Source organism: Streptomyces sp. NPDC029956 (genome assembly GCF_055574655.1).
Genome location: NZ_JBVHZJ010000018.1, coordinates 73,020 through 91,917, shown reverse-complemented (window position 1 = coordinate 91,917; position 18,898 = coordinate 73,020). Strand labels below are relative to the sequence as shown.

Annotated in this window: 16 protein-coding genes, 1 pseudogene and 1 riboswitch; of the genes and pseudogenes, 9 read left to right on the top strand and 8 right to left on the bottom strand. The window is 71.1% G+C overall.

All coding sequences use genetic code 11. The features are described 5' to 3' along the window. Positions 1-522 precede the first annotated feature (522 nt). Positions 523-903, top strand: a pseudogene (locus ACZ4XX_RS17155) (IS30 family transposase); the annotation flags it as partial. Positions 904-1,170: 267 nt separating this feature from the next. Continuing rightward, positions 1,171-2,430, top strand: coding sequence for an esterase/lipase family protein (locus ACZ4XX_RS17150; protein WP_468508712.1), 1,260 nt, complete (start codon positions 1,171-1,173; stop codon positions 2,428-2,430). A gap of 374 nt (positions 2,431-2,804) precedes the next feature. On the opposite strand, the gene ACZ4XX_RS17145 is transcribed toward ACZ4XX_RS17150, so the two are convergent. After that, entirely contained in the window at positions 2,805-3,956 is a 1,152-nt protein-coding gene (locus ACZ4XX_RS17145; RefSeq protein WP_468508750.1) for a phosphoribosylaminoimidazolecarboxamide formyltransferase, read from the bottom strand. Between the two features lie 39 nt (positions 3,957-3,995). After that, positions 3,996-4,080, bottom strand: a riboswitch (ZMP/ZTP riboswitch). A gap of 545 nt (positions 4,081-4,625) precedes the next feature. Between ACZ4XX_RS17145 and ACZ4XX_RS17140 the strand changes: the two genes are divergently transcribed. Then, positions 4,626-5,081, top strand: a complete 456-nt coding sequence (locus ACZ4XX_RS17140) for an Hsp20/alpha crystallin family protein (RefSeq protein ID WP_468508711.1) — start codon at positions 4,626-4,628, stop codon at positions 5,079-5,081. Between the two features lie 458 nt (positions 5,082-5,539). On the opposite strand, the gene ACZ4XX_RS17135 is transcribed toward ACZ4XX_RS17140, so the two are convergent. Both ACZ4XX_RS17135 and ACZ4XX_RS17130 read right to left on the bottom strand, forming a co-directional pair. Continuing rightward, entirely contained in the window at positions 5,540-6,193 is a 654-nt protein-coding gene (locus tag ACZ4XX_RS17135) for a CBS domain-containing protein (protein WP_468508710.1), read from the bottom strand. Further along, positions 6,190-7,347 (bottom strand): MBL fold metallo-hydrolase, encoded by a 1,158-nt coding sequence (locus tag ACZ4XX_RS17130; RefSeq protein ID WP_468508709.1) that lies wholly within the window; start codon positions 7,345-7,347, stop codon positions 6,190-6,192. The genes ACZ4XX_RS17135 and ACZ4XX_RS17130 overlap by 4 nt, the downstream gene beginning before the upstream one ends. A 175-nt stretch (positions 7,348-7,522) precedes the next feature. On the opposite strand from ACZ4XX_RS17130, the gene ACZ4XX_RS17125 reads away from it, so the two are divergent. Genes ACZ4XX_RS17125 through ACZ4XX_RS17115 form a run of 3 tightly spaced genes read left to right on the top strand, consistent with a single transcriptional unit; the run spans position 7,523 to position 11,762 of the window. Then, on the top strand, positions 7,523-8,605 hold the full coding sequence (locus ACZ4XX_RS17125) for a zinc-dependent alcohol dehydrogenase family protein (protein ID WP_468508749.1): 1,083 nt from the start codon (positions 7,523-7,525) through the stop codon (positions 8,603-8,605). Further along, positions 8,602-9,375: an HAD family hydrolase gene (locus ACZ4XX_RS17120; RefSeq protein WP_468508708.1), complete on the top strand. Its 774-nt coding sequence runs from the start codon at positions 8,602-8,604 to the stop codon at positions 9,373-9,375. The genes ACZ4XX_RS17125 and ACZ4XX_RS17120 overlap by 4 nt, the downstream gene beginning before the upstream one ends. Further along, on the top strand, positions 9,372-11,762 hold the full coding sequence (locus tag ACZ4XX_RS17115) for a glycoside hydrolase family 65 protein (protein WP_468508707.1): 2,391 nt from the start codon (positions 9,372-9,374) through the stop codon (positions 11,760-11,762). The genes ACZ4XX_RS17120 and ACZ4XX_RS17115 overlap by 4 nt, the downstream gene beginning before the upstream one ends. A 50-nt stretch (positions 11,763-11,812) precedes the next feature. On the opposite strand, the gene ACZ4XX_RS17110 is transcribed toward ACZ4XX_RS17115, so the two are convergent. Together ACZ4XX_RS17110 and ACZ4XX_RS17105 are read right to left on the bottom strand one after the other, a co-directional pair. Further along, a complete protein-coding gene (locus ACZ4XX_RS17110; RefSeq protein ID WP_468508706.1) occupies positions 11,813-12,802 on the bottom strand; it encodes an Acg family FMN-binding oxidoreductase in 990 nt (329 codons plus the stop codon). 22 nt (positions 12,803-12,824) lie between these two features. Further along, the gene (locus ACZ4XX_RS17105) at positions 12,825-13,448 is read right to left on the bottom strand and encodes a CBS domain-containing protein (RefSeq protein ID WP_468508705.1); all 624 of its coding nucleotides are present in this window, start codon (positions 13,446-13,448) and stop codon (positions 12,825-12,827) included. Positions 13,449-13,831: 383 nt separating this feature from the next. Between ACZ4XX_RS17105 and ACZ4XX_RS17100 the strand changes: the two genes are divergently transcribed. Beyond that, positions 13,832-15,565 carry a sensor histidine kinase gene (locus ACZ4XX_RS17100; protein ID WP_468508704.1) on the top strand — a complete coding sequence of 578 codons (1,734 nt, stop codon included), beginning with the start codon at positions 13,832-13,834 and terminating at the stop codon, positions 15,563-15,565. A gap of 3 nt (positions 15,566-15,568) precedes the next feature. On the opposite strand, the gene ACZ4XX_RS17095 is transcribed toward ACZ4XX_RS17100, so the two are convergent. Then, positions 15,569-16,255 (bottom strand): response regulator, encoded by a 687-nt coding sequence (locus tag ACZ4XX_RS17095; protein ID WP_468508703.1) that lies wholly within the window; start codon positions 16,253-16,255, stop codon positions 15,569-15,571. A gap of 206 nt (positions 16,256-16,461) precedes the next feature. On the opposite strand from ACZ4XX_RS17095, the gene ACZ4XX_RS17090 reads away from it, so the two are divergent. Both ACZ4XX_RS17090 and ACZ4XX_RS17085 read left to right on the top strand, forming a co-directional pair. Then, positions 16,462-16,710: a hypothetical protein gene (locus ACZ4XX_RS17090; protein ID WP_468508702.1), complete on the top strand. Its 249-nt coding sequence runs from the start codon at positions 16,462-16,464 to the stop codon at positions 16,708-16,710. 186 nt (positions 16,711-16,896) lie between these two features. Continuing rightward, positions 16,897-17,334: an NUDIX hydrolase gene (locus ACZ4XX_RS17085; RefSeq protein WP_468508701.1), complete on the top strand. Its 438-nt coding sequence runs from the start codon at positions 16,897-16,899 to the stop codon at positions 17,332-17,334. A 69-nt stretch (positions 17,335-17,403) separates the two neighbouring features. Here ACZ4XX_RS17085 and ACZ4XX_RS17080 read toward each other — a convergent pair whose 3' ends face one another. After that, on the bottom strand, positions 17,404-17,754 hold the full coding sequence (locus tag ACZ4XX_RS17080) for a hypothetical protein (protein ID WP_468508700.1): 351 nt from the start codon (positions 17,752-17,754) through the stop codon (positions 17,404-17,406). Further along, a complete protein-coding gene (locus ACZ4XX_RS17075) occupies positions 17,709-18,824 on the bottom strand; it encodes a magnesium and cobalt transport protein CorA (RefSeq protein ID WP_468508699.1) in 1,116 nt (371 codons plus the stop codon). The genes ACZ4XX_RS17080 and ACZ4XX_RS17075 overlap by 46 nt, the downstream gene beginning before the upstream one ends. Positions 18,825-18,898: the final 74 nt, after the last annotated feature.

Genomic DNA, 18,898 nt, shown 5'->3' with positions numbered 1-18,898 from the left:
CCCAGGAGCGTCGGCGCGAACCCCCGTGGCACCGACGGAAACCCCTGCCCCTCTCGCCGAGACCTTTGCCGGGCGTGTTGGGTCCGGTCGGCGTCCCGCCCGGACCCCGGGGAGTCCGGCACCGTCCGGCATGTCGTCCGCCGGGCGCGACACCCCCTGGGTTCCAGCGGTCGTCGCAACACCCCGGCTCAGGGGATGCGATGGACGTCGAGATTCGCAAGGAACGGTTGAGGCAAGGGCCGAAGACGCCGTACCGGGAACGGGAGGCATACGTCGAGCTCGTGAACCGGGGCGTGAGCGATTCGGAAGCATGCCGGATCGTCGGAGTGAACCGACGGACCGGGAAGCGATGGCGTCATGGCTCCCGGCCGGGCAGCCGCAGAAAGTGGGTGCCACCAGTCACGATGGTGCCCACTTCTGGGCCGTCTCGGCATCTGCGCGAAGCGGACCGGATCTACATGGCCGATCGGCTGCGGGAGAAGGCTTCGGTCCGTGCGATCGCAGCCGAGCTCGGGCGCAGGCAGCACCCGCTACCTGATGCTCGTTCACCTGCCTCAAGGCCGGACCATGGAACGGGTCCACGACGCTCTCCTGGACACGGTCAGACACCTCCCACCGCATCTGGAACGATCCCTGACCTGGGACCAGGGCAGCGAGATGGGCCGCCACCACGAGTTCGCCATGGCTGCCCGGATGCCTGTCTACTTCTGCGACCCTGCCGGCCCTTGGCAGCGCGGCTCGAACGAGAACACCAACGGCCTGCTCCGCCAGTACTTCCCCAAGAGCACCGACCTGTCCCAGCACCCCCGCGAGCAGCTCGACGCCGTCGCCGCGGAGCTCAGCGGCCGGCCACGCAAGACGCTCGGGTGGAAGACCTCCGCCGAGCGCATGGGTGAGTTGCTCCTTCAGGGTGCCGACACGCCCCCGCCGGCTGGGGCGGGTCGTGTGTGGTCGCATGACGGCACCCTCGTCACGTTGACGCCTCTGCCTCGTCAGGTCGGCCTTCTGGCGGTGGCGCCCTGCGCACGAGGGGCGCGCGGGAGGGAGTGAATAGGGCTGATTCGTGCCCGGGAGAGTGATCTCGCCGGATTCTGTTGGGGCGCGGGTGCTCGTGTCGGGACGATGGCTGTGTTCGGCATGATCGCCGCGGCACAAGGGAGACGTCGAAGTATGTCCAAGCCTGTCGTCAATATCTGGGGTACCCCTCCGGGGTCCGAGCGCGCCTCCGTGCAGTCCGCCCCCTGGGACACCAAGTGGGATCTGCGCACCCCGACCGCCAGCGGAACCGCGTGGGTCTTCAGGTCACCCGGCGAGGAAGTCCTCAAGCGACCGGTGATCCTCGCCGACGGCTTCGCTCCGGCAGGAACCAACGTCGACATCCTGTACGACGGCCTGGAGAACGGGGAGTACCCGTTCGTCTCCACGCTGCGCCAGGCCGGCTTCGACGTCATCGTCCTGGGCTTCACCGACCGCACCGCCTCCGTCCTCGACAACGCCGAGGTCGCGATCCAGTGCATCAGGCGGACGCTCGCCGAGCGCGAGGGCAGCAGCCCGCTGACGGTGGGCGGCTTCAGCATGGGAGGCCTGGTCACCCGCTACGCCCTGGCCAAGATGGAAAGCAACATGGAGCAGCACGAAACCTCCACCTACCTCTCCTACGACACCCCGCACCACGGCGCGTGGCTGCCCCTGGGAGTCCAGGCGCTCGCCCACTTCGTGAAGGCCCACTGGGGGGGAGGCGAAGACCAGCAGCTCTTCAACCTCTACTCCGACCTGATCAACAGCTCCGCCGCACGCCAGATGCTGCGCTGGCACCTCGCAACGGGAACCAACACCACCCTCGACGTCGCCGCCGGCCAGGACAAGGCACGGACCGACTTCCTGGACGCACTGGAGCAGATGGGCGACTGGCCCCAGAGGCCCCGCCTGCTCGGTGTCGCCAACGGAACGGGCACCGGCGTCGGGAACGACATCCCCGCCGACAGCTCCGCGATGGACGCCTCCGGTCCTGAGCTGGCGGCGCAGCTGCTCACCCAGGGCGAGGGGCGCCAGACCGTCGCCCGGATGCAGAAGGGGGGCCAGGATGAGGTCTCGATCAACACCACCGGCTTCCCCGAAATCGACGGCGCTCCCGGTGGTCTCTTCCCCGAGCTCCTCGGCGGCGCCTCCAACTTCGGCGTGGCCGCATTGCTGGCCAACGTCATCAACCACCCCGACACGTCGGAACTGACCTACAACACGTCGACCTTCGTCCCCACCATCAGCGCCGTCGCATCGGCCGACATCGCCAACCACGACGCCCTCTACAGCAAGGTCGACCGGGAGCGCAGCGAGCTCCACGACTTCCTCTGCGCCACCACCAACGAAGGCCACACCGTCATGACCCGAGAACTCGGCGAGTGGATCGTGACCAAGCTCAAGGACGCGTAGCCCCAGCCGGAACTCGAATACGCAGCCTGAAGGGGTCTGCGGCCCGAGGGCCGCAGACCCCTTCTGCGCACCGACGCCGTCGCACCAGATTCCCATGGTCACGTGTTGCGACGATCGCTGGAATCCGCCCCCCCCGGGGGCGGGGCACAGTCCGTCACGTGCGCGGCGTGGAGCGCTCCGGGATCGCCGCCGGGCTGGCGCTCCCCGCGGTGCTGGTGGCGGCGGACCACGTGCGGCAGGGGGCCGACGGTGGTGGTGTGCGCGGACGAACCGCAGCCGGTACGGGCCGGGCGGCGGGAGCGTGGACGGTGACGGGCCGCCGGATGGCGGGCCTCGGAGGGGCCCTCCTCGCGGAGGGAGGGGACGGGGAGGGCTCAGTGGTGGAACAGCCGCAGGCCGGTCCGGGCGAGGGCGATGCCGAACTCGCGGCAGGCGTCCTCGACATCGCCGGAGCGGATCGAACCGCCGGGCTCGGCGATGCTCGTCACCCCGTGCCGGCGGGCGTGGTCGACGTTGTCCCGGAACGGCAGCGACCCGTCCGACACGAAGGACACCCCGGTGAGCTTCGCGAGCCAGGCGGCCCGCTCGGCCGCGTCCAGGGTGCCGGGCTCCGTCACGACCGCCTCGCGGAAGCGGGCGCGCTCGTCGTCGGTCAGGTCGCCCTCGACGAAGCGGACCTGCCAGTTCACCCGGTCCTGGCGGCGGACGCCCGGCCGGAACTCCAGCGCCTGCGCCAGCGGGTGGCGGCGCAGCCACCAGGTGTCCACCTTGCCCCCGGCCAGCCGGGTGCAGTCCACCCGGGACTGCTGGCCCGCCCCGATCCCCAGGGTCTGGCCGTCCCGCACGTAGCAGACCGAGTTGGACTGGGTGTACCGCAGCACGGCCAGGCCGAGCAGCAGGTCGCAGCGGGTCTCCGTGGAGAGCGCGCCGACGTGCACGTCGGCCAGCACCTCCTCGGAGAGCTCGACCCGGTCGCGCTCCTGGACGAGCCGCAGCCCGAAGACGTCCCGGGACTCCTCCGCCGGCGGCTCGAAGGCCGGATCGGCCTCCATCACCAGGAAGGCGCCGTTCTTCTTCCTCGCCAGGACCTCCAGCACCCCGGGGGCGTACCCGGGGGCCACGATCCCGTCCGAGACCACCCGGGTGAGGAACTCGGCCAGTTCCACGTCCACCTCGTGCGAGACGGCCACGAAGTCGCCGTACGAGGACTTCGGGTCGGCGTCCCGGGCGCGCAGGTAGGCGCTGGTCAGCTCACCGACGGTGCGTGCGTCCACGTCGTGGAGCCGGGCGGTCGCCTCGTCGACCGGGCCCGCGAGCGCGGCGCCGGCGGGGGAGACGTGCTTGAACGACGCGGCGGCCGGCCGGCCCAGGGTCCGCGCCGCCTCCCGCACCAGCTGCCAGGAGTTGAGCGCGTCGAGGAGGTTGATGTACGAGGGGCGGCCCTGGAGCAGCCGGAGCGGGACCCGCTCCGGGTCCACCGGTACGGCCCTGGCCGCCGCCTGCTGGGGGTTGATTCCGTAACGCATGTCCACGCCGGGTCTCCTCGGGGTGCTGGGGAGGCTGGGGGAGGACGCCCAGGCGGTCGGCGTCGGATCCGGGGAGGGGCCGCTTCCCTGTGGTGCTCCACTCTCGCCAGTCACGACCGGGGGCGATCGTAGCCCCGCCTGCCGAGCACCGGCAACGCGCGTTCGAACAGCGGGCGTTCACCCCTTCTCCCGGGCCGGTCGCGCCCGGCCGGCCTTCCGCCTCCCTCATGCGGCTTCGACCGGCGGGCCATGAGCCCGGGGCCACCCGCAGCAGCCCGATGAGATCCGCGATGCGTTCGGCTCTCCTGTCAGACATCACGGTCAGCCTTCTCCGGTCGGGCGGGCAGGGCCACTCTCGGCGCCCCCGACGGCAGCGGTCCGTCACGCACTGCTCAGGGGCACTGGAGCGGTCGAGGCCTCCGTGACTCGCTCGTGCGGCTCCGGGTCGGGAGGGGGGTGGTGGCTCGCGAGCTCCTTGAAAGACCGCCCCCTGAGGCAGGGGGGCCGACCGGTCCCTTCACGGAGCGGACCGTTCGGCCCTCCTCGGCGGCCCGTTGGGCACTCCACCGTGCGAGGGCACGGCGGAAAGGTGGGTTACGGAGTCGGCCTCGGCTCCTCATCCGTTCGCGGGATCAGACGAGTCCCAGGACCACGGACCAGGAGGGAACGATGTCCGGAAGCAAGGTGGAACGCAGGCGCAGCCTCTTCCCCGACTTCAACGACCTGTTCAACAGCGAGTTCCCCGGCCTGCCGGGATGGCGCCCCGCCACGGCCGCCCACTCCATCCCGGTCGAGATGTCCACCGGCGGTGGCGAGTGCGTGCTGCGGGCAGAACTGCCCGGGATGGACTTGGAGGACATCACCATCACGGTCGACGACGATCTCGTCACGGTGAGTGCGGAGCACAGCGGGAGCGAGCAGGACAAGGAGCATTCGGAGTTCCGTTACGGAGCGTTCCGCAGGACCGTGCGCCTTCCGGCGACGATTCCCGCAGATGGTGTCGACGCCTCGTACAAGGACGGCATTCTCACCGTCCGCGTCCCCATGCCCGACGAGGAGACCACGCGCGGGCGGACCATCCAGGTCACGCGAGGAGGAAGCACCGCCCAGGGTGAGACCTCGTGAATCCGCAGCGAGTTCTCGTCGCCTACGGCAGCAACGGCCCGCAGCGAGTGCTCGTCGCCTACGGCAGCAACGGCGGTGGCGGCCCGGACGTGGCGCTCACGGCGCCACCGCCGGAATCGCCGACGAGATCGGCCGGACACGGCAGGCCGACGGTATCGACGCGGTCGTCGTGCCGGCCGAGACCGTCACCGACGTCAGTGACCACGACGGAGTCGTCCTCGGCGGAGCCGTCTACGCCGGGCACGGGGACGGCGGAGCACGCCGGCGTGCCCGGCGCGATGCCGAACGGCTGCGGGACCGGCCCGTGTGGCTGCGGAGCTCCCGAGCCCGGCGACGAATGACCACGCCGAGGCCGACCAGGGTTCGGCACACACGCGCTCCGTCTTTCGACGCCGGCGAGCCGTTGCTCGCCGACCACCCGGAACCGCGGCCGGTCCGCGCCCGCCCCGCACCGGGGACTACACCTCGGAGTCGGCGGTGAGCTCGCACCGTACGTCCACCACGCCTTCGACCGCTCGTGTCAGTCGTGCTGCGACGGGGACCAGGGAACTGTCGCGGACCCGGCCGGACAGGATGACGACGCCTTCCTCGACGCGGACGTCGATCCGGTGGTGACAGGAGGGGAACAGATGCTCGACGACGTCATGGCGAACCTCGGCCGCGAGGTCCTCGTCCGGGCGGAGGAACACCTTCAGGAGGTCGGATCGGCTCACGATCCCCTGGAACGTGCCGCGTGTGTCGACGACCGGCAGCCGTTTCACGCCGTGGGCGGCCATCAGGCGGGCGGCCTGCGGCAGGGTGGCGTCGGGGGCGACGGTGATCGCGGGCGAGGTCATCAGATCCGCCGCGCGTCGGGATCCGGCCTTCGCCGTGGCACCGAGCCGCCGCATCTGCTCGATGAGCCCGAGGCGGTGGTCGTGGAACTCCTCCTTCAGGAGCAGGTCCGCCTCGGAGACCACGCCCACGACACGGCCCTCGCCCTCGACCACCGGTACGGCGGTCACCTTCCACCGCTCCATCGCGGCGACGATCTCCTTGAACTCCGCGCCGGGCCGCACGGCGACGACCTTCCTGGTCATCACATCGGCGACGGTGAACGGCTGGGTGCTCATTGCTTTCTCCTCACCGGGCGCAGGCCAGGGGTTCCGCGCCCACGCAGGGCATCAGGTCGTCGATGCGCGGCTGCGGGCCGACAGGATCCCGCGTGCCATCGCCGTGGCGAGGCGTGCGAGCACCGCCTCGCCGAGGCACCGACCGGTTTCGCCTCCGGTCCTTCTCCCCGAGATCCTGGCGCAAGGGGCAGCTGAGCCCCGAGCCGTTCCAGGCGGCACGCGCGCAGCTCCGCCGAACGCTCGGCCACCGCGTCCTGGTAGACGTCGAGGGCGGCGAGGGCCATGGGGCTGTCCACGTACACGGGGACCGATCGGGGCAGGATGCCGCTCTCGCGCAACCGGGTCAGTTCGTGCAGGACGACCTCGGTGCGGTCGATCGCGAAGGAGGGGATGACGACGGTGCCGCCCCTGGTGACGGTCCGCTCGATCACTGCGGCGAACTCCGTCCGTGCGGACTCCCGGTCGTGCCGCCGGTCGCCGTACGTGGACTCCATGAGCAGAACGTCCGCGCCGGAGAACGGCTCCGGCGGCAGCAGCAAGGGGTGCCCTGGTCGGCCCAGGTCCCCGGAGGCGGCCAGGGTGTGCCCGTCCTCCAGGGTCAGGTGCGCCCACGCGGACCCGAGGATGTGCCTGCCGTGGTGGAGCCTCAACCGGGCGCCGGCCATGATCTCCACGTCCTCCCCGACGGGGACCGTGTCGAAGAACGCCAGCGTCTTCTCCACGTCGGAGTCGTCGTACAGCGGCTCGGCCGGACGGTGTCGGGACCAGCCGTGTTCGTTGGCGTGCCGGGCGGCCTCCATCTGGAGCCGCGCGCTGTCGCGAAGCACGATTCCGGCCAGCCGGGCGGTGTGCGCGCTGGTCAGGATCGGTCCCCGGAAGCCCTGCCGGACCAGGCGCGGCACGTAGCCGCAGTGGTCCAGATGAGCGTGGCTGACGACCACGGCGTGGATGTCGGCGGCGTCGCGGGCGAACCGCTCCCAGTTGCGGCGACGCAGGTCCGCGAAACCCTGGAAGAGACCGCAGTCGAGGAGGATCCGCGCATGGTCGCTCTCGACGAGGAACTTGCTGCCGGTGACCGTGCCCACGCCGCCCAGGAAACTCAGCAGAGCAGGTCGCAGGTCGGTGGGAGCCGGGTTCGGGGCTGCCTCGGACATGGCCGGCCCTCCTTCGGAACGTGATCCGGACTCCACGCTCGCATGGGTGGCGGCCGGGTCGCGAGAGCCCGACCGGCCCCTCCTCTGGGCCGATCGGCACATGCGTGGTCCTGGGCCGACGGTCGAGCCTGGACGAGGGAACACCCGAGTGCGCGAGAGGAAGTGGGTGGACGCCATGAAGGCAGCCGTCTTCCATGGACCGGGCAGTGTCGTCTGGCAGGACGTACCCGATCCCGGGATCGGGGACCCCGGCGACGCGATCGTGCGGGTCGACGCCGTCACCATCTGCGGCACGGACCTGCACATCCTCAAGGGCGACGTGCCGGAGGTGACGCCCGGCCGTGTCCTCGGCCACGAGGCGGTGGGCACAGTGGCCGAGACCGGCCGGGACGTGCGCACCGTGCGGCCCGGGGACCGCGTCCTGATCTCCTGCATCTCGGCCTGCGGCCGGTGCCGCTTCTGCCGCGAGGGCCGCTACGGCCAGTGCCGCGGCGGGGGAGGCTGGGTCCTCGGCCACCTCATCGACGGCACACAGGCGGAGTACGTCAGGGTGCCGTTCGCGGACCTGTCCGTCCACCCGCTCCCGAACGCGGTCGACAGCTTCGACGCCGTCCTGCTCGCCGACATCTTCCCGACGTCGTACGAGGTGGGCGTCCTGAACGGTGCCGTCCGGCCGGCCGACACGGTCGTGGTGGTCGGCGCCGGTCCCATCGGTCTCGCCGCCATCGCCACGGCGGGCTTCTACAGCCCAGGACGGATCGTCGCCGTCGACCTCGCCGAGTCCCGGCTGGCCGCCGCCCGCAAGCTCGGCGCCGACGCCACCGCGACGGCCGACGAAGGCCCGGAGCAGCTGGTCGCGGATCTCACCGACGGTCTGGGTGCCGATGTCGTCATGGAGGCGGTGGGCCTCCCCGAGTCCTTCGAGATGTGCACGCGCATGGTCCGTCCCGGCGGGCGGGTCGCCAACATCGGCGTCCACGGCAAGCCGGTGGCCCTCCACCTCGAAGACCTGTGGATCAAGGACGTCACGATCACCACGGGCCTGGTCGACACCTCCTCCACCCCCATGCTGTTGCGCATGATGGCGGCCGGACGGCTGCCCGCGGCGGAACTGGTCACCCACCGCTTCGAACTCGACCAGATGGAAGAGGCCTACGACGTGTTCGGCCGCGCGGCCGACACCGGCGCCGTCAAGGTCGCACTCGGCGGCCCGCAGCACGCGGCCGTCCAGGTGCCCGACACTGCGGCCACCGGATGAACGGCCCGCCGGCGGGCGCCCCGCCGCCGCGCGGTGTCGTTCTCGACACCGACGGCGTACTCCTCGACTCGGCCTCTCTGCACGCGGCGGCCTGGAAGACCGCGTTCGACACGTGTCTCGACGAGTCGGCACCCGACGCGGGGGCACGGGTGCCCTTCGACGCGGATGCCGAGTACCGCCGGTTCGTCGACGGCAGGTCGCGGTACGACGGAGCCGAGGCGTTCCTGAACGCCCGAGGCATCCTCCTTCCACCCGGAGCGCCCGACGACGCGCCCGGCTGCGACACCGTCTGGGCCGTCGCGGCCCGCAAGGAGCAGGTGTTCCGGGAAGCCCTCCGCACCGAGCCCGTCGTCGCCTTCGAGGACGTCGAGGACGCGCTCACCGCACTGCGTCACCTCCGGGTGCCGTGCGCCGCCGTGTCGGCCTCCCGGCACGCCCGGGCACTGATCGCCGCCGCCGGGCTCGACACCCTGCTCGCCACCGTGGTGGACGGCGAGGACGCCGCCCGCCTGGGACTCCCCGGAAAACCGGACCCCGCACTCTTCGTCCACGCGGCCCACCTCCTCGGCATCCCCCCGGGCGAGACCGCTCTGGTGGAGGACTCACTTGCCGGAGTCCGAGCCGCGCGCCGGGGCGGCTTCGGCCTTGTCGTCGGTGTCGACCGGTCTCCCGACGGGCACGGAACCGCCGCGCTGGGGAGCCAGGGCGCCGACCTCGTCACCGCCGACCTCGCGACGCTGGTCCGCCACGTATGGAGTGATCGCGGATGACCGACGGCTGGACGTGGGCGTACGACCACTACGAACCCACACGCGAACGACTCGTCGAAGCCCTCTGCACCCTCGGCAACGGACGGTTCGCCACCCGGGGTTCGGCGCCCGAATGCACCGCCGACACCACCCACTATCCGGGCACCTACCTCGCCGGCTGCTACGACCGGCTCACCTCGACCGTCGCGGGCGGGCAGGTCGAGAACGAAGACCTCGTCAACCTCCCCGACTGGACGCTGCTGCGCTACCGATGCCTGCCGGACGACGGGCCGCCCGGCGACTGGCTCACGCCCGACTCCGACGACCTCCGCCACTACGACGTGCGTCTCGACCTCCGTACGGGGGTGCTCACGCGACGCCTGTTCTTCGAGGACTCCCGAGGGAGGGGCCTGCGGGTCAGCCACCTACGTCTCGTCCACCTGGGAGACACCGGTCTCGCGGCGCAGCGCACCGTGTTCCGCGCCTACGGCTGGAGCGGCGCCGTCGAGGTGCGGTCCGTGCTCGACGGCGCCGTCACCAACTCGGGAGTCGAGCGCTACCGGCACCTCGACGGGCGTCACCTCCTGGAACACCGCACGGGGTTCGAGCCCGGTGGGGTGGCCCGGATCTCGTGTCGTACGGCCGACCCGGGCATCAGGATCGCCATGGCCGTGCGCACGGTGACCCGCCCCGCCGGGCCGGCACAGGAGGCGGCCACGGAGACCGGCACCACGCAGACGTACCGCATACCCGTCGTTCCGCGCCGCTCGGTGACGGTGGCGAAGACCCTGGCGCTGCACACCTCGATCGACCGGCCCGCCGTCGACCCCCTCTCCGCAGCCCTCGACGGGATCACCCGGGCGCCGGCCTTCCCCCGACTGCTCGCCGCCCACAAGGCCGCCTGGCAACGCGTCTGGGAGCAGGGCGAGTTGCGCGTGCCCGGGGAGGCGGGCCGCATCCTGCGGCTGCACGTGTTCCACGTGCTGCAGACGCTCTCCCCGCACACGGCACACCTCGATGTGGGCGTGCCCGCGCGTGGCCTGCACGGCGAGGCGTACCGGGGGCACGTCTTCTGGGACGAGCTCTTCGTCCTGCCCTACCTCGACCTGCACTTCCCCGAGGTGGCCCGGGCCCTGCTCATGTACCGCCACCGGCGCCTCCCGGCCGCCCGTGCGGCCGCCCGCGCCGTCGGCCACCGAGGAGCCATGTACCCCTGGCAGAGCGCGAGTTCGGGCCGGGAGGAGACGCAGTCCCTGCACCTCAACCCACGCTCCGGCCGCTGGCTGCCCGACCACTCCCGCCTCCAGCGCCACGTGGGGTCGGCCGTCGCGTACAACGTGTGGCGGTACGCGCAAGCAACCGGCGACCGCGGATTCCTCCACTCCGCCGGTGCGGAGATCCTCCTCGAAGTCGCCCGCCACTGGGCCGGGAGTGCCGTCTTCGACCCGACACTCGGCCGCTACCGCATTCGTGGGGTCGTAGGCCCGGACGAGTACCACGACGCCTATCCCGATGCGGCGACCCCGGGCATCGACGACAACGCCTACACCAACACCACCGCGGCCTGGGTCCTCGCCCGAGGCCTCGACCTGCTCGGCGAACTGCCCGACGCACGCCGCTGTGAGCTGTCGGAGATCCTGTCGTTGGACGACGCCGAACTCGCACGCTGGGAGGACGTGTCCCGCCACATGTACGTGCCCTTCCACCAGGGCGTCGTCAGCCAGTTCGACGGGTACGGCGACCTCGCGGAGCTCGACTGGGAGGCGTACCGGGAGCGGTACGGAGACATCCGCAGACTCGACCGGATCCTCGAGGCCGAGGGCGACACGGTCAACCGCTACCAGGCGTCGAAGCAGGCCGACACCCTGATGCTCGGCTACCTCTTCCGGGCCGACGAGCTGCACGGCCTGTTCGCCCGGCTCGGGTACCCGCTGGACGACGAGGTGTGGCTCGCCACCGTCGCGTACTACCTGCGGCGTACCAGCCACGGCTCGACACTGAGCAGCCTCGTCCACGGCTGGGTACTGGCCCGGCAGAAGGGCACCGACGCCTGGCGGTACTGCGAGGAGGCGCTGGTAGCCGACGTGGCCGACGTCCAGGGAGGAACGACCGGCGAGGGCATCCATCTCGGGGCGATGGCGGGCACGGTCGATCTCGTCGAGCGCGGAATCACCGGGCTCGAAGCCGGACCCGACGGGCTTCGCGTGGCGCCGGTGGTGCTGGCCCAGATTCCCCGGTTCACGTTCACCCTGTGCTGCGGCAGGCATCGAGGGGTGCGTCTGCGGATGCTGCCGGGGCGGTTGGCCGTCAGGGTTCCGCTTTCGCCCGAGGGCGCGCTCGCCGTCGTGCTTCCCGGTGACCGGCGAGTCACGGTCCTGCCGGGCCAGGAGCGCTGGTTCCGGCTGTGACGGCGGTCGAGACACGCCGGATACGGGCTTCACCGCGCCGGATACGGGCTTCAGCCGAAGGTGAGCACCTCGGAGACCGGCCGACGTGGGGTGGACCGCCCCTTCGGGCCGTAACCGAGGCGGATGACCATGTGGACGAATCCTGTCGCCGACTCCGGATCGCGTGCGACGGAGCGGAGTTCGGGCCACTCCAGGGGCTGGGACATGAGGGAGGTCGACAGTCCGTCGAGGGTGGCCTGGAGCAGAACTCGCTGGAGTCCCTGGCCGGCCGTCAGCCACTGCCGAGGAGTGTCCTCGGCCGTGCTGAGCAGGGCGATCTGGGGCTCTTTCTCGAAGCGCGCCGTGGCCCGGTCCGGCACGTGCCGAGGTGAGTCGAAGTCGCGGATCGGCGAGGTGACGTCGTACTGCCGCGGTCCGAAGGCGTACGAGGGGATGCCCTCGGTGTCGGAGTGCTCGTCGGAGGTGTCCGTGCGTGTCCAGGCGGCGATCTCCGCGCGAACCGCCTCGTCGGCGGCCTCCAACCGCTCGGACTCATGGACGATCCCGAGCACGGTGTCGGTGTGCCAGGCCCCCGGCACGACAAGCCGACAGCCCTCCAGGAGGGCCGCGGCGCGCAGAGCGTCGATCAGCTCGGAGGGGATCCGCTCCTCGGTGAAGGGGAAGCGGCTGGTGTGGCGCCGGGCCAAGGCGGCGTGGAGCGCGGTGAGGTCGCCGTCGGTGGCGTCGGGGCCGTGGAGTTCCACGTCGGCGAAGTGCCAGGGGTCCTCGGGGCGGGGCAGGAGTCGGACGACGGCGTGCCGCCCCCGGTGCGCGGCGGCGACCCGCAGGCCGAACAGAGCGGCGCCGCAGCCGAGGTGGAGAGCGCGGTGGTCGGGGTCCTCCTGCGGCATGCGGCGCAGCGGGTCGCCGTGCATCTCGATGACACCGGAGCCCGTCGGGTGGAAGAACTTCCAGGGCTGCGCGTTGTGCATCGAGGGAGCCTTGACGGCGTCTTCGATCAGTGACGTCACGAGCGTTCGGGTCAGAGCGGTGGTAGACACGGTGCGTCCTGTCTGCAGTGGGTCACCGGATGACCGGATGGGGAGTGCGGGCCGGGGCCGCGGAAGGCGTGTCGTCCTCATGGAAGGTCAGCCGGTCCACGACGGCGACGACACCGTCCACGCTCTCGGTGAGCCGGACGAGCATCAGTGCCTGGCTTCGGTGCCGGACACGACCGGCGAGCGTCACCACACCGTCGAGCACATGCACATCCACCGCGTCCCCGGGCAGGTTCATGACCTCCTCGAGGACGTCCTCACGGATGCGTTCGCGTACCTCCGCGTCCGGTCGGAGATAGACGCACAGGAGATCGCGACGGGTCACGATGCCCACCAGGCGCTCCTCCTCGTCGACCACCGGGAGGCGTTCGACGCCACGACGCACCATCAGCCGTGCCGCGTCCGCCACCGTCTCCTCGGCGTGAACCGTGATGGCCGGACCGGTCATGAGGCCCCGGGCCGTCAGCTCGTCGCGGGCCAGGAGATCACTCTCCGAGACGACTCCGACGACGCGGTCGTCGTCGTCCACCACCGGCACCCCGGTGATGTCGTGCTCGGCGAGCAGCTTCGCCACTTCCTTGAACGAGGTCGCGGGGACGGCGGAGACCACGTCGTCGGTCATGAGACCGCCGATCTTCAGGTGCTTCATCGCCGTGCCTCCTGTTCGGGAGATCGTGGGGCGAGGGTGAGGGAGGGGCGCTCCCCGTGTCACCACCCTCCGACGAGCTCGTGGGGGGCGGCGAGGGCCGAATGGTCCACCGTCCCTGGTCTGAGCGGCCCTGGCAGCGGTCCGGGACGAGGCCGACCCGCCGCGTCCCTCTCGAGAGGCCCACAAGGTCGTCCAGCACGTGTGGACACCGGGGCTGAGCGTGCAGTTTTCAGATGTGGGCCACGAGCCCGAGGGTGACGTCCTGGCCCACGCTCTGTCCGGCCCGCGTTCCACCGGGGACCTGACGACAGGAGCGCAGGCCGTCTCCGGACTACCGTGAAAGGGATGCGTCAGGTGAGTCGAAGGGCCGCGCGGAGGGTGCGATGGGAGGCCAGGAGGAGCCGGGATCTGCGGGCCCTGGGATTCCGCGGCTGAAACTGGACGAACTGCTCCAGGAACTCCAGGTACGCATCGACGAGGTGCGGGGCACCCGGGACCGTCTCAACGGTCTGCTCGAAGCCGTGATGTCCGTGGGCCGGGAACTCGATCTGCCCCAGGTGCTGCGCGGCATCGTCGAGGCGGCGGTGACCCTGGTGGACGCCGAGTACGGGGCGCTGGGTGTCATCGGCGACGACGAGAAGCTTTCCGAGTTCCTCCCCATCGGCATCGACGACGGACTGCGCGCCCGGATCGGGGACCTGCCCTCCGGCCACGGCATCCTCGGCGAGCTGATCCGGAACCCCGAGCCGCTGCGCCTGTCCGAGCTGTCCGACCATCCCGCCTCGTACGGCTTTCCTCCGCACCACCCACCGATGCACACGTTCCTCGGCGTCCCCATCCGCGTGCGCGACGAGGTCTTCGGCAACCTCTACCTCACCGAGAAGCGAGGCGCCGCCGACTTCGACGCCGAGGACGAGGCCGTCGTGACGACACTCGCGGTCGCGGCCGGCATCGCCATCGAGAACGCCCGCCTCTACGAGGAGGGCAGACTCCGCCAGCGATGGCTGGCGGCGAGCTCGGACCTCACCAGCGCCCTCCTGTCCGGCGCCGAGGAGTCCGAGGTCCTGGGCGGGATGCTGGAGCAGGCGGTCGACATCGCGGGTGCCGACATGGGCGTCTTCTACCTGGTCGGGCCCGGGGGTGAGCTGAGGGGCTCGCTGGCCCGCGGCGACGGGGCGGACGCGCACCGGGGCGTCGTGCTCCCGAGCAGCGAGGGCACCCTGGCCGCAGCCGCCCTCGCGAAGGACGGCCCTGTCATGGTGGCCGATGTCGAGAGCGACGAGCGGGTCACCGTACAGCCCGAACGCTGGCAGGGCTTCGGACCGGCCGTCGCGGTGATGGTCGGCACGAAGGAACTCACCGGCGTGATGATCCTCGCGAGGCGCCGCGGCCGGACGCCGTTCGCCGGAGCCGAGACCGGCGCCCTCCCCGGATTCGCCGGGCAGGCGGCCCTGGCCCTCGAACTCGCCGACCGGCGCCGCGACGCCGAGCAGGTGAGCCTCCTGGAGGACCGGGACCGGATCGCCCGTGACCTCCACGACCTCGCGATCCAGCGCCTCTTCGCCACCGGTATGACCCTGCAGAGCGCCCGCCGGTTCGTCGAGCACCCGGAGGCGGTGGACCGGCTGACCAGGGCGATCGACGACCTCGACGCCACCATCAAGATCATCAGATCGACCATCTTCGGCCTGCGGGAACACGACACCCCCGGAGCCGCCCCCAAGCTCAGGAACCGCATCGTCAGAACGGTCGACTCGGCCGCCTCGACTCTCGGACACGCCCCCGCCCTGCGCATGGAGGGGCTGCTCGACACGGACGTACCGGCCGAAGCGGCCGAGGAGGTGATCGCGGTCCTCGGCGAGGCCCTCACCAACGTGGCCCGGCACGCGGAGGCCCGGCACACGGAGGTGGCTGTCGTCGCCGCGGACGGTGTCCTGGCGGTGACGGTGAGCGACGACGGCGTCGGCATGCCGCACGGCGGAGCGCGCAGTGGTCTGCGGAACCTCACCGAGCGGGCCGAACGCCTCGGCGGCGACCTGTCGGTCCGCTCACGACCGGAGCCGACGGGCGGCACGGTTCTCGAATGGCGGGTCCCCCTGCGGGCCGGTCAGGACTGAGGGCTACTTCTCCTCGCCGTCGTGCTCGTGGACCTGCGCGGCGATGACGGCGGCCTGCACACGACGTTCCACGCCCAGTTTGCCCAGCAGCCGTGAGATGTGGTTCTTGACCGTCTTCTCCGACAGGTACAGCCGTTTGGCGATCTGCCGGTTGGTGAGCCCCTCACCGATCAGGTCGAGCACGGACCGCTCCCGCTCGGACAGCACCGCAAGACGCTCGTCCTCCGGTCGCTTCGCGGCCTCGGGGTCACGCAGCGCGTGCATCAGGCGGGCGGTGGTGGCCGGGTCGAGCATCGACTGCCCGGTGGCCACGGTCCGTACCGCCGAGACGAGATCGGAGCCCTTGATCTGCTTGAGTACGTATCCAGCCGCTCCCGCCATGATGGCGTCGATGAGGGCGTCCTCGTCGTCGAACGATGTCAGCATCAGACACGCGAGCTCCGGCATCCGGGAGCGCAGCTCGCGGCACACGGAGATGCCGTCGCCGTCGGGCAGCCGTACGTCGAGCACGGCCACGTCCGGCCGCAGCGCCGGCCCCCTGGCGAGGGCCTGGTCCGCTGTCGACGCCTCCCCGACCACCTGCAGGTCGGGCTCGTCGTCGATCAGGTCGCGCAGCCCGCGGCGGACGACCTCATGATCGTCCAGGAGGAAGACACGGATGGGTGTGTCGGCTCCCGGCAGCTCGGTCATCGCGACCCCTGTGGTCGGTGGATACCTGTCCGCCCCTCATATGGATTGTCCGTCATGGAACGGCTTCAGGCGCCTCGTGGTGCCGAGATCCGTTCGGACGTCCACGACGCCGTCGCGGCCCGGACGGCGCGCGCCGGCAGGGGCACGAGCGCCCGGTCGGAGGGGGCACCGGGGAGGGTGACCACGCGGCGAGATGCGTGGTGGCCATGCGGCGGTCGAGCGTCTTGGGCGCCCAGCTCGGCGACGAGGCGACCTTCCAGGCAATCGACGGACGGCACTCCCAGGACGAGGACCTCGCCCTCGCGGGTCTGGCGCTCACGGGCGGCTCCCCGCGCGTCATCCTCGACGCCCGCACGGGCAAGGACCGGGGCCTCTACGACGGCGCGAGCACGTACGTGATCAACGAGTTCGCCGCAGTGGACATCGACGTGAACGTGTACCCCGCGACCGGGTGAGCTGGGGCTCCGGCCGATTCGAGGCCGGTGCGCCGATGCGGCCGGCCGCGAGCCGGGACCGCAGCACCTGCCTGGCCTTCCTCGGGTTCCGTGTGGCTACAGCCAGTCCTTACGGAGCAGTCCGTCCACGTCGACGGCGGCCGGCTGCTGCACTGAGACCTTCAACAAGCAAGGAGACGAACCGAAATGATCGAACGAGTCCGCGCCGTCCTCGTCACCGCCGACGACACGATGCTGGTCATCCGCCGCAGCAGGCCCGGCATCCCCGAGTACTGGGTCCTGCCCGGCGGCGGTGTCGAACCCGGTGACGCGTCCCGGGAGGCCGCCCTCCACCGGGAGATCCACGAGGAGATCGCGGGGAAGGCCGACATCATCCGCCTCCTCCACACGACGGAGACCGACGACGAGCGCCAACTCTTCTACCTCGCCCGCATCGCGACCTGGTCCTTCGACGACCGCACCGGTCCCGAGTTCAGTGCCGAAGGCCGCGGCGAGTACGCGCTGGAGGAGGTCCCGCTGACCCTGGAGGGGCTCGACGGCATCGACCTCAAACCCGAGGAGATCGCCCACGTGCTGAGGGGAGCCGTCGGCGCCGGAAGCCTCGGAGTCGAGGCGTCGCTCTGAGCCGGTGTGTACGTCGTCCTGCTGCAGGGACCGGCTCTGAGATGAGCCGGTCCCTGCAGCCTTCCGAGGTCAGCGCGGGGAGCCCGGAGGCGGCTCCTCGTCCTGCCCCGGCAGCAGCCGCAGGACGAGGACCGATCCGTCGGCATGGACGGAGACGGGGCCGCCCCAATCCTTGCCGAAGGTGAGGCGGGGGCGGACGTGGCGGCTCGCGTGGACGAGGGCGCGGCACCCCTCGACGTCGCCCCGGGCGAGCAGACGGAAGACCTCCGCGTCCACGCCGGAGAACGCCTCGACGCGAGGGCCGCTCAGACGGAAGACGTGATCGGTGCCGACGTACTCGTTGCCGAAGAGAGCGTGGGCGGCGTCCGGTTCTGCTACAGCCAGTCCTTCCGCTTGAAGACCACGTACAGACTCGTGCACACCACCGCCATCAGCAGCACCGCGAACGGATACCCGCCCGCCCAGTGCAGCTCCGGCATGTGGTCGAAGTTCATGCCGTAGATCGTGCCGACCAGGGTGGGGGCGAAGAGGATCGCCGCCCACGAGGAGATCTTCTTGATCTCCTCGTTCTGTTCGAAGCCCGCCTCCGCCAACGCCCGCATCTCCGCGTTCTGTTGCTGGGTGACCAGGGTCGCGTTGACCGTGAGGATGTCCGTCAGTGCCTGGCGGAAGCCGTCGACGCGCTCGCTGGTGTGGGTGACGTGGTCCGCCACGTCGCGGAGGTAGCGCTGGAGTTCCTCGTCCGTGCCGTACTTGGCGAAGCCGGCCATCAGGCCGTGCAGCATGCCGACCAGGGGGCGGGTGGCGCGCTGGAACTCGACCATTTCCCGGGAGAGTTCGTAGATGCGGCGGGAGACCGCCGGGTCTCCGCCGAAGACCTCCGTCTCGATCTCGTCGATGTCGTTCTGGACGCCCGCCACCACCGGCGCGTAGCCGTCGACCACCGCGTCGAGGATCGCGTACAGGACCGCCTCCGGGCCCAGGGCGAGCAGCTCCGGGTCCTTCTCCATGCGGTGGCGGACCGTGGAGAGGTCCGGTGCGGCGCCGTGGCGGACCGTGATCAGGAAGTCCGGGCCCACGAAGATGTGGAGCTCGCCGAACTCGACCTCCTCCTGCGCGTCCAGGTAGCGGGCCGCCCGGAGGACCACGAAGAGCGTGTCGCCGTACCGCTCGAGCTTGGGACGCTGATGCGCCTCCATCGCGTCCTCGACGGCCAGTTCGTGAAGGTCGAACTCGGCTGCCAGGGAATGGAGTTCCTCCTCGGTCGGACGCTGGAGGCCGATCCACGCCATGCCGTCGGGGTGCTCCCGCAGCTGCCGGAACGTCTCCGCGAGCGTCGCGGGGGACGAGACGCGGCGGCCGTCCCGGTACAGGCTCGCCTGCACCACGCTCCGCCGCTCCTCAAGCTCCTCCGGCGCCTCCGGGGCGGCGGTCGTGGGGGGCTCCGCCTGGGGGCGGCGCCATGCCGGACGTGGGCGACGGTCGGACATCTCGTGCACCTCCTGGGTCTTCGGGAAGGATATATGCGGTGTGTTGCGGGCGAATGGGGCGACCGGGATGACGC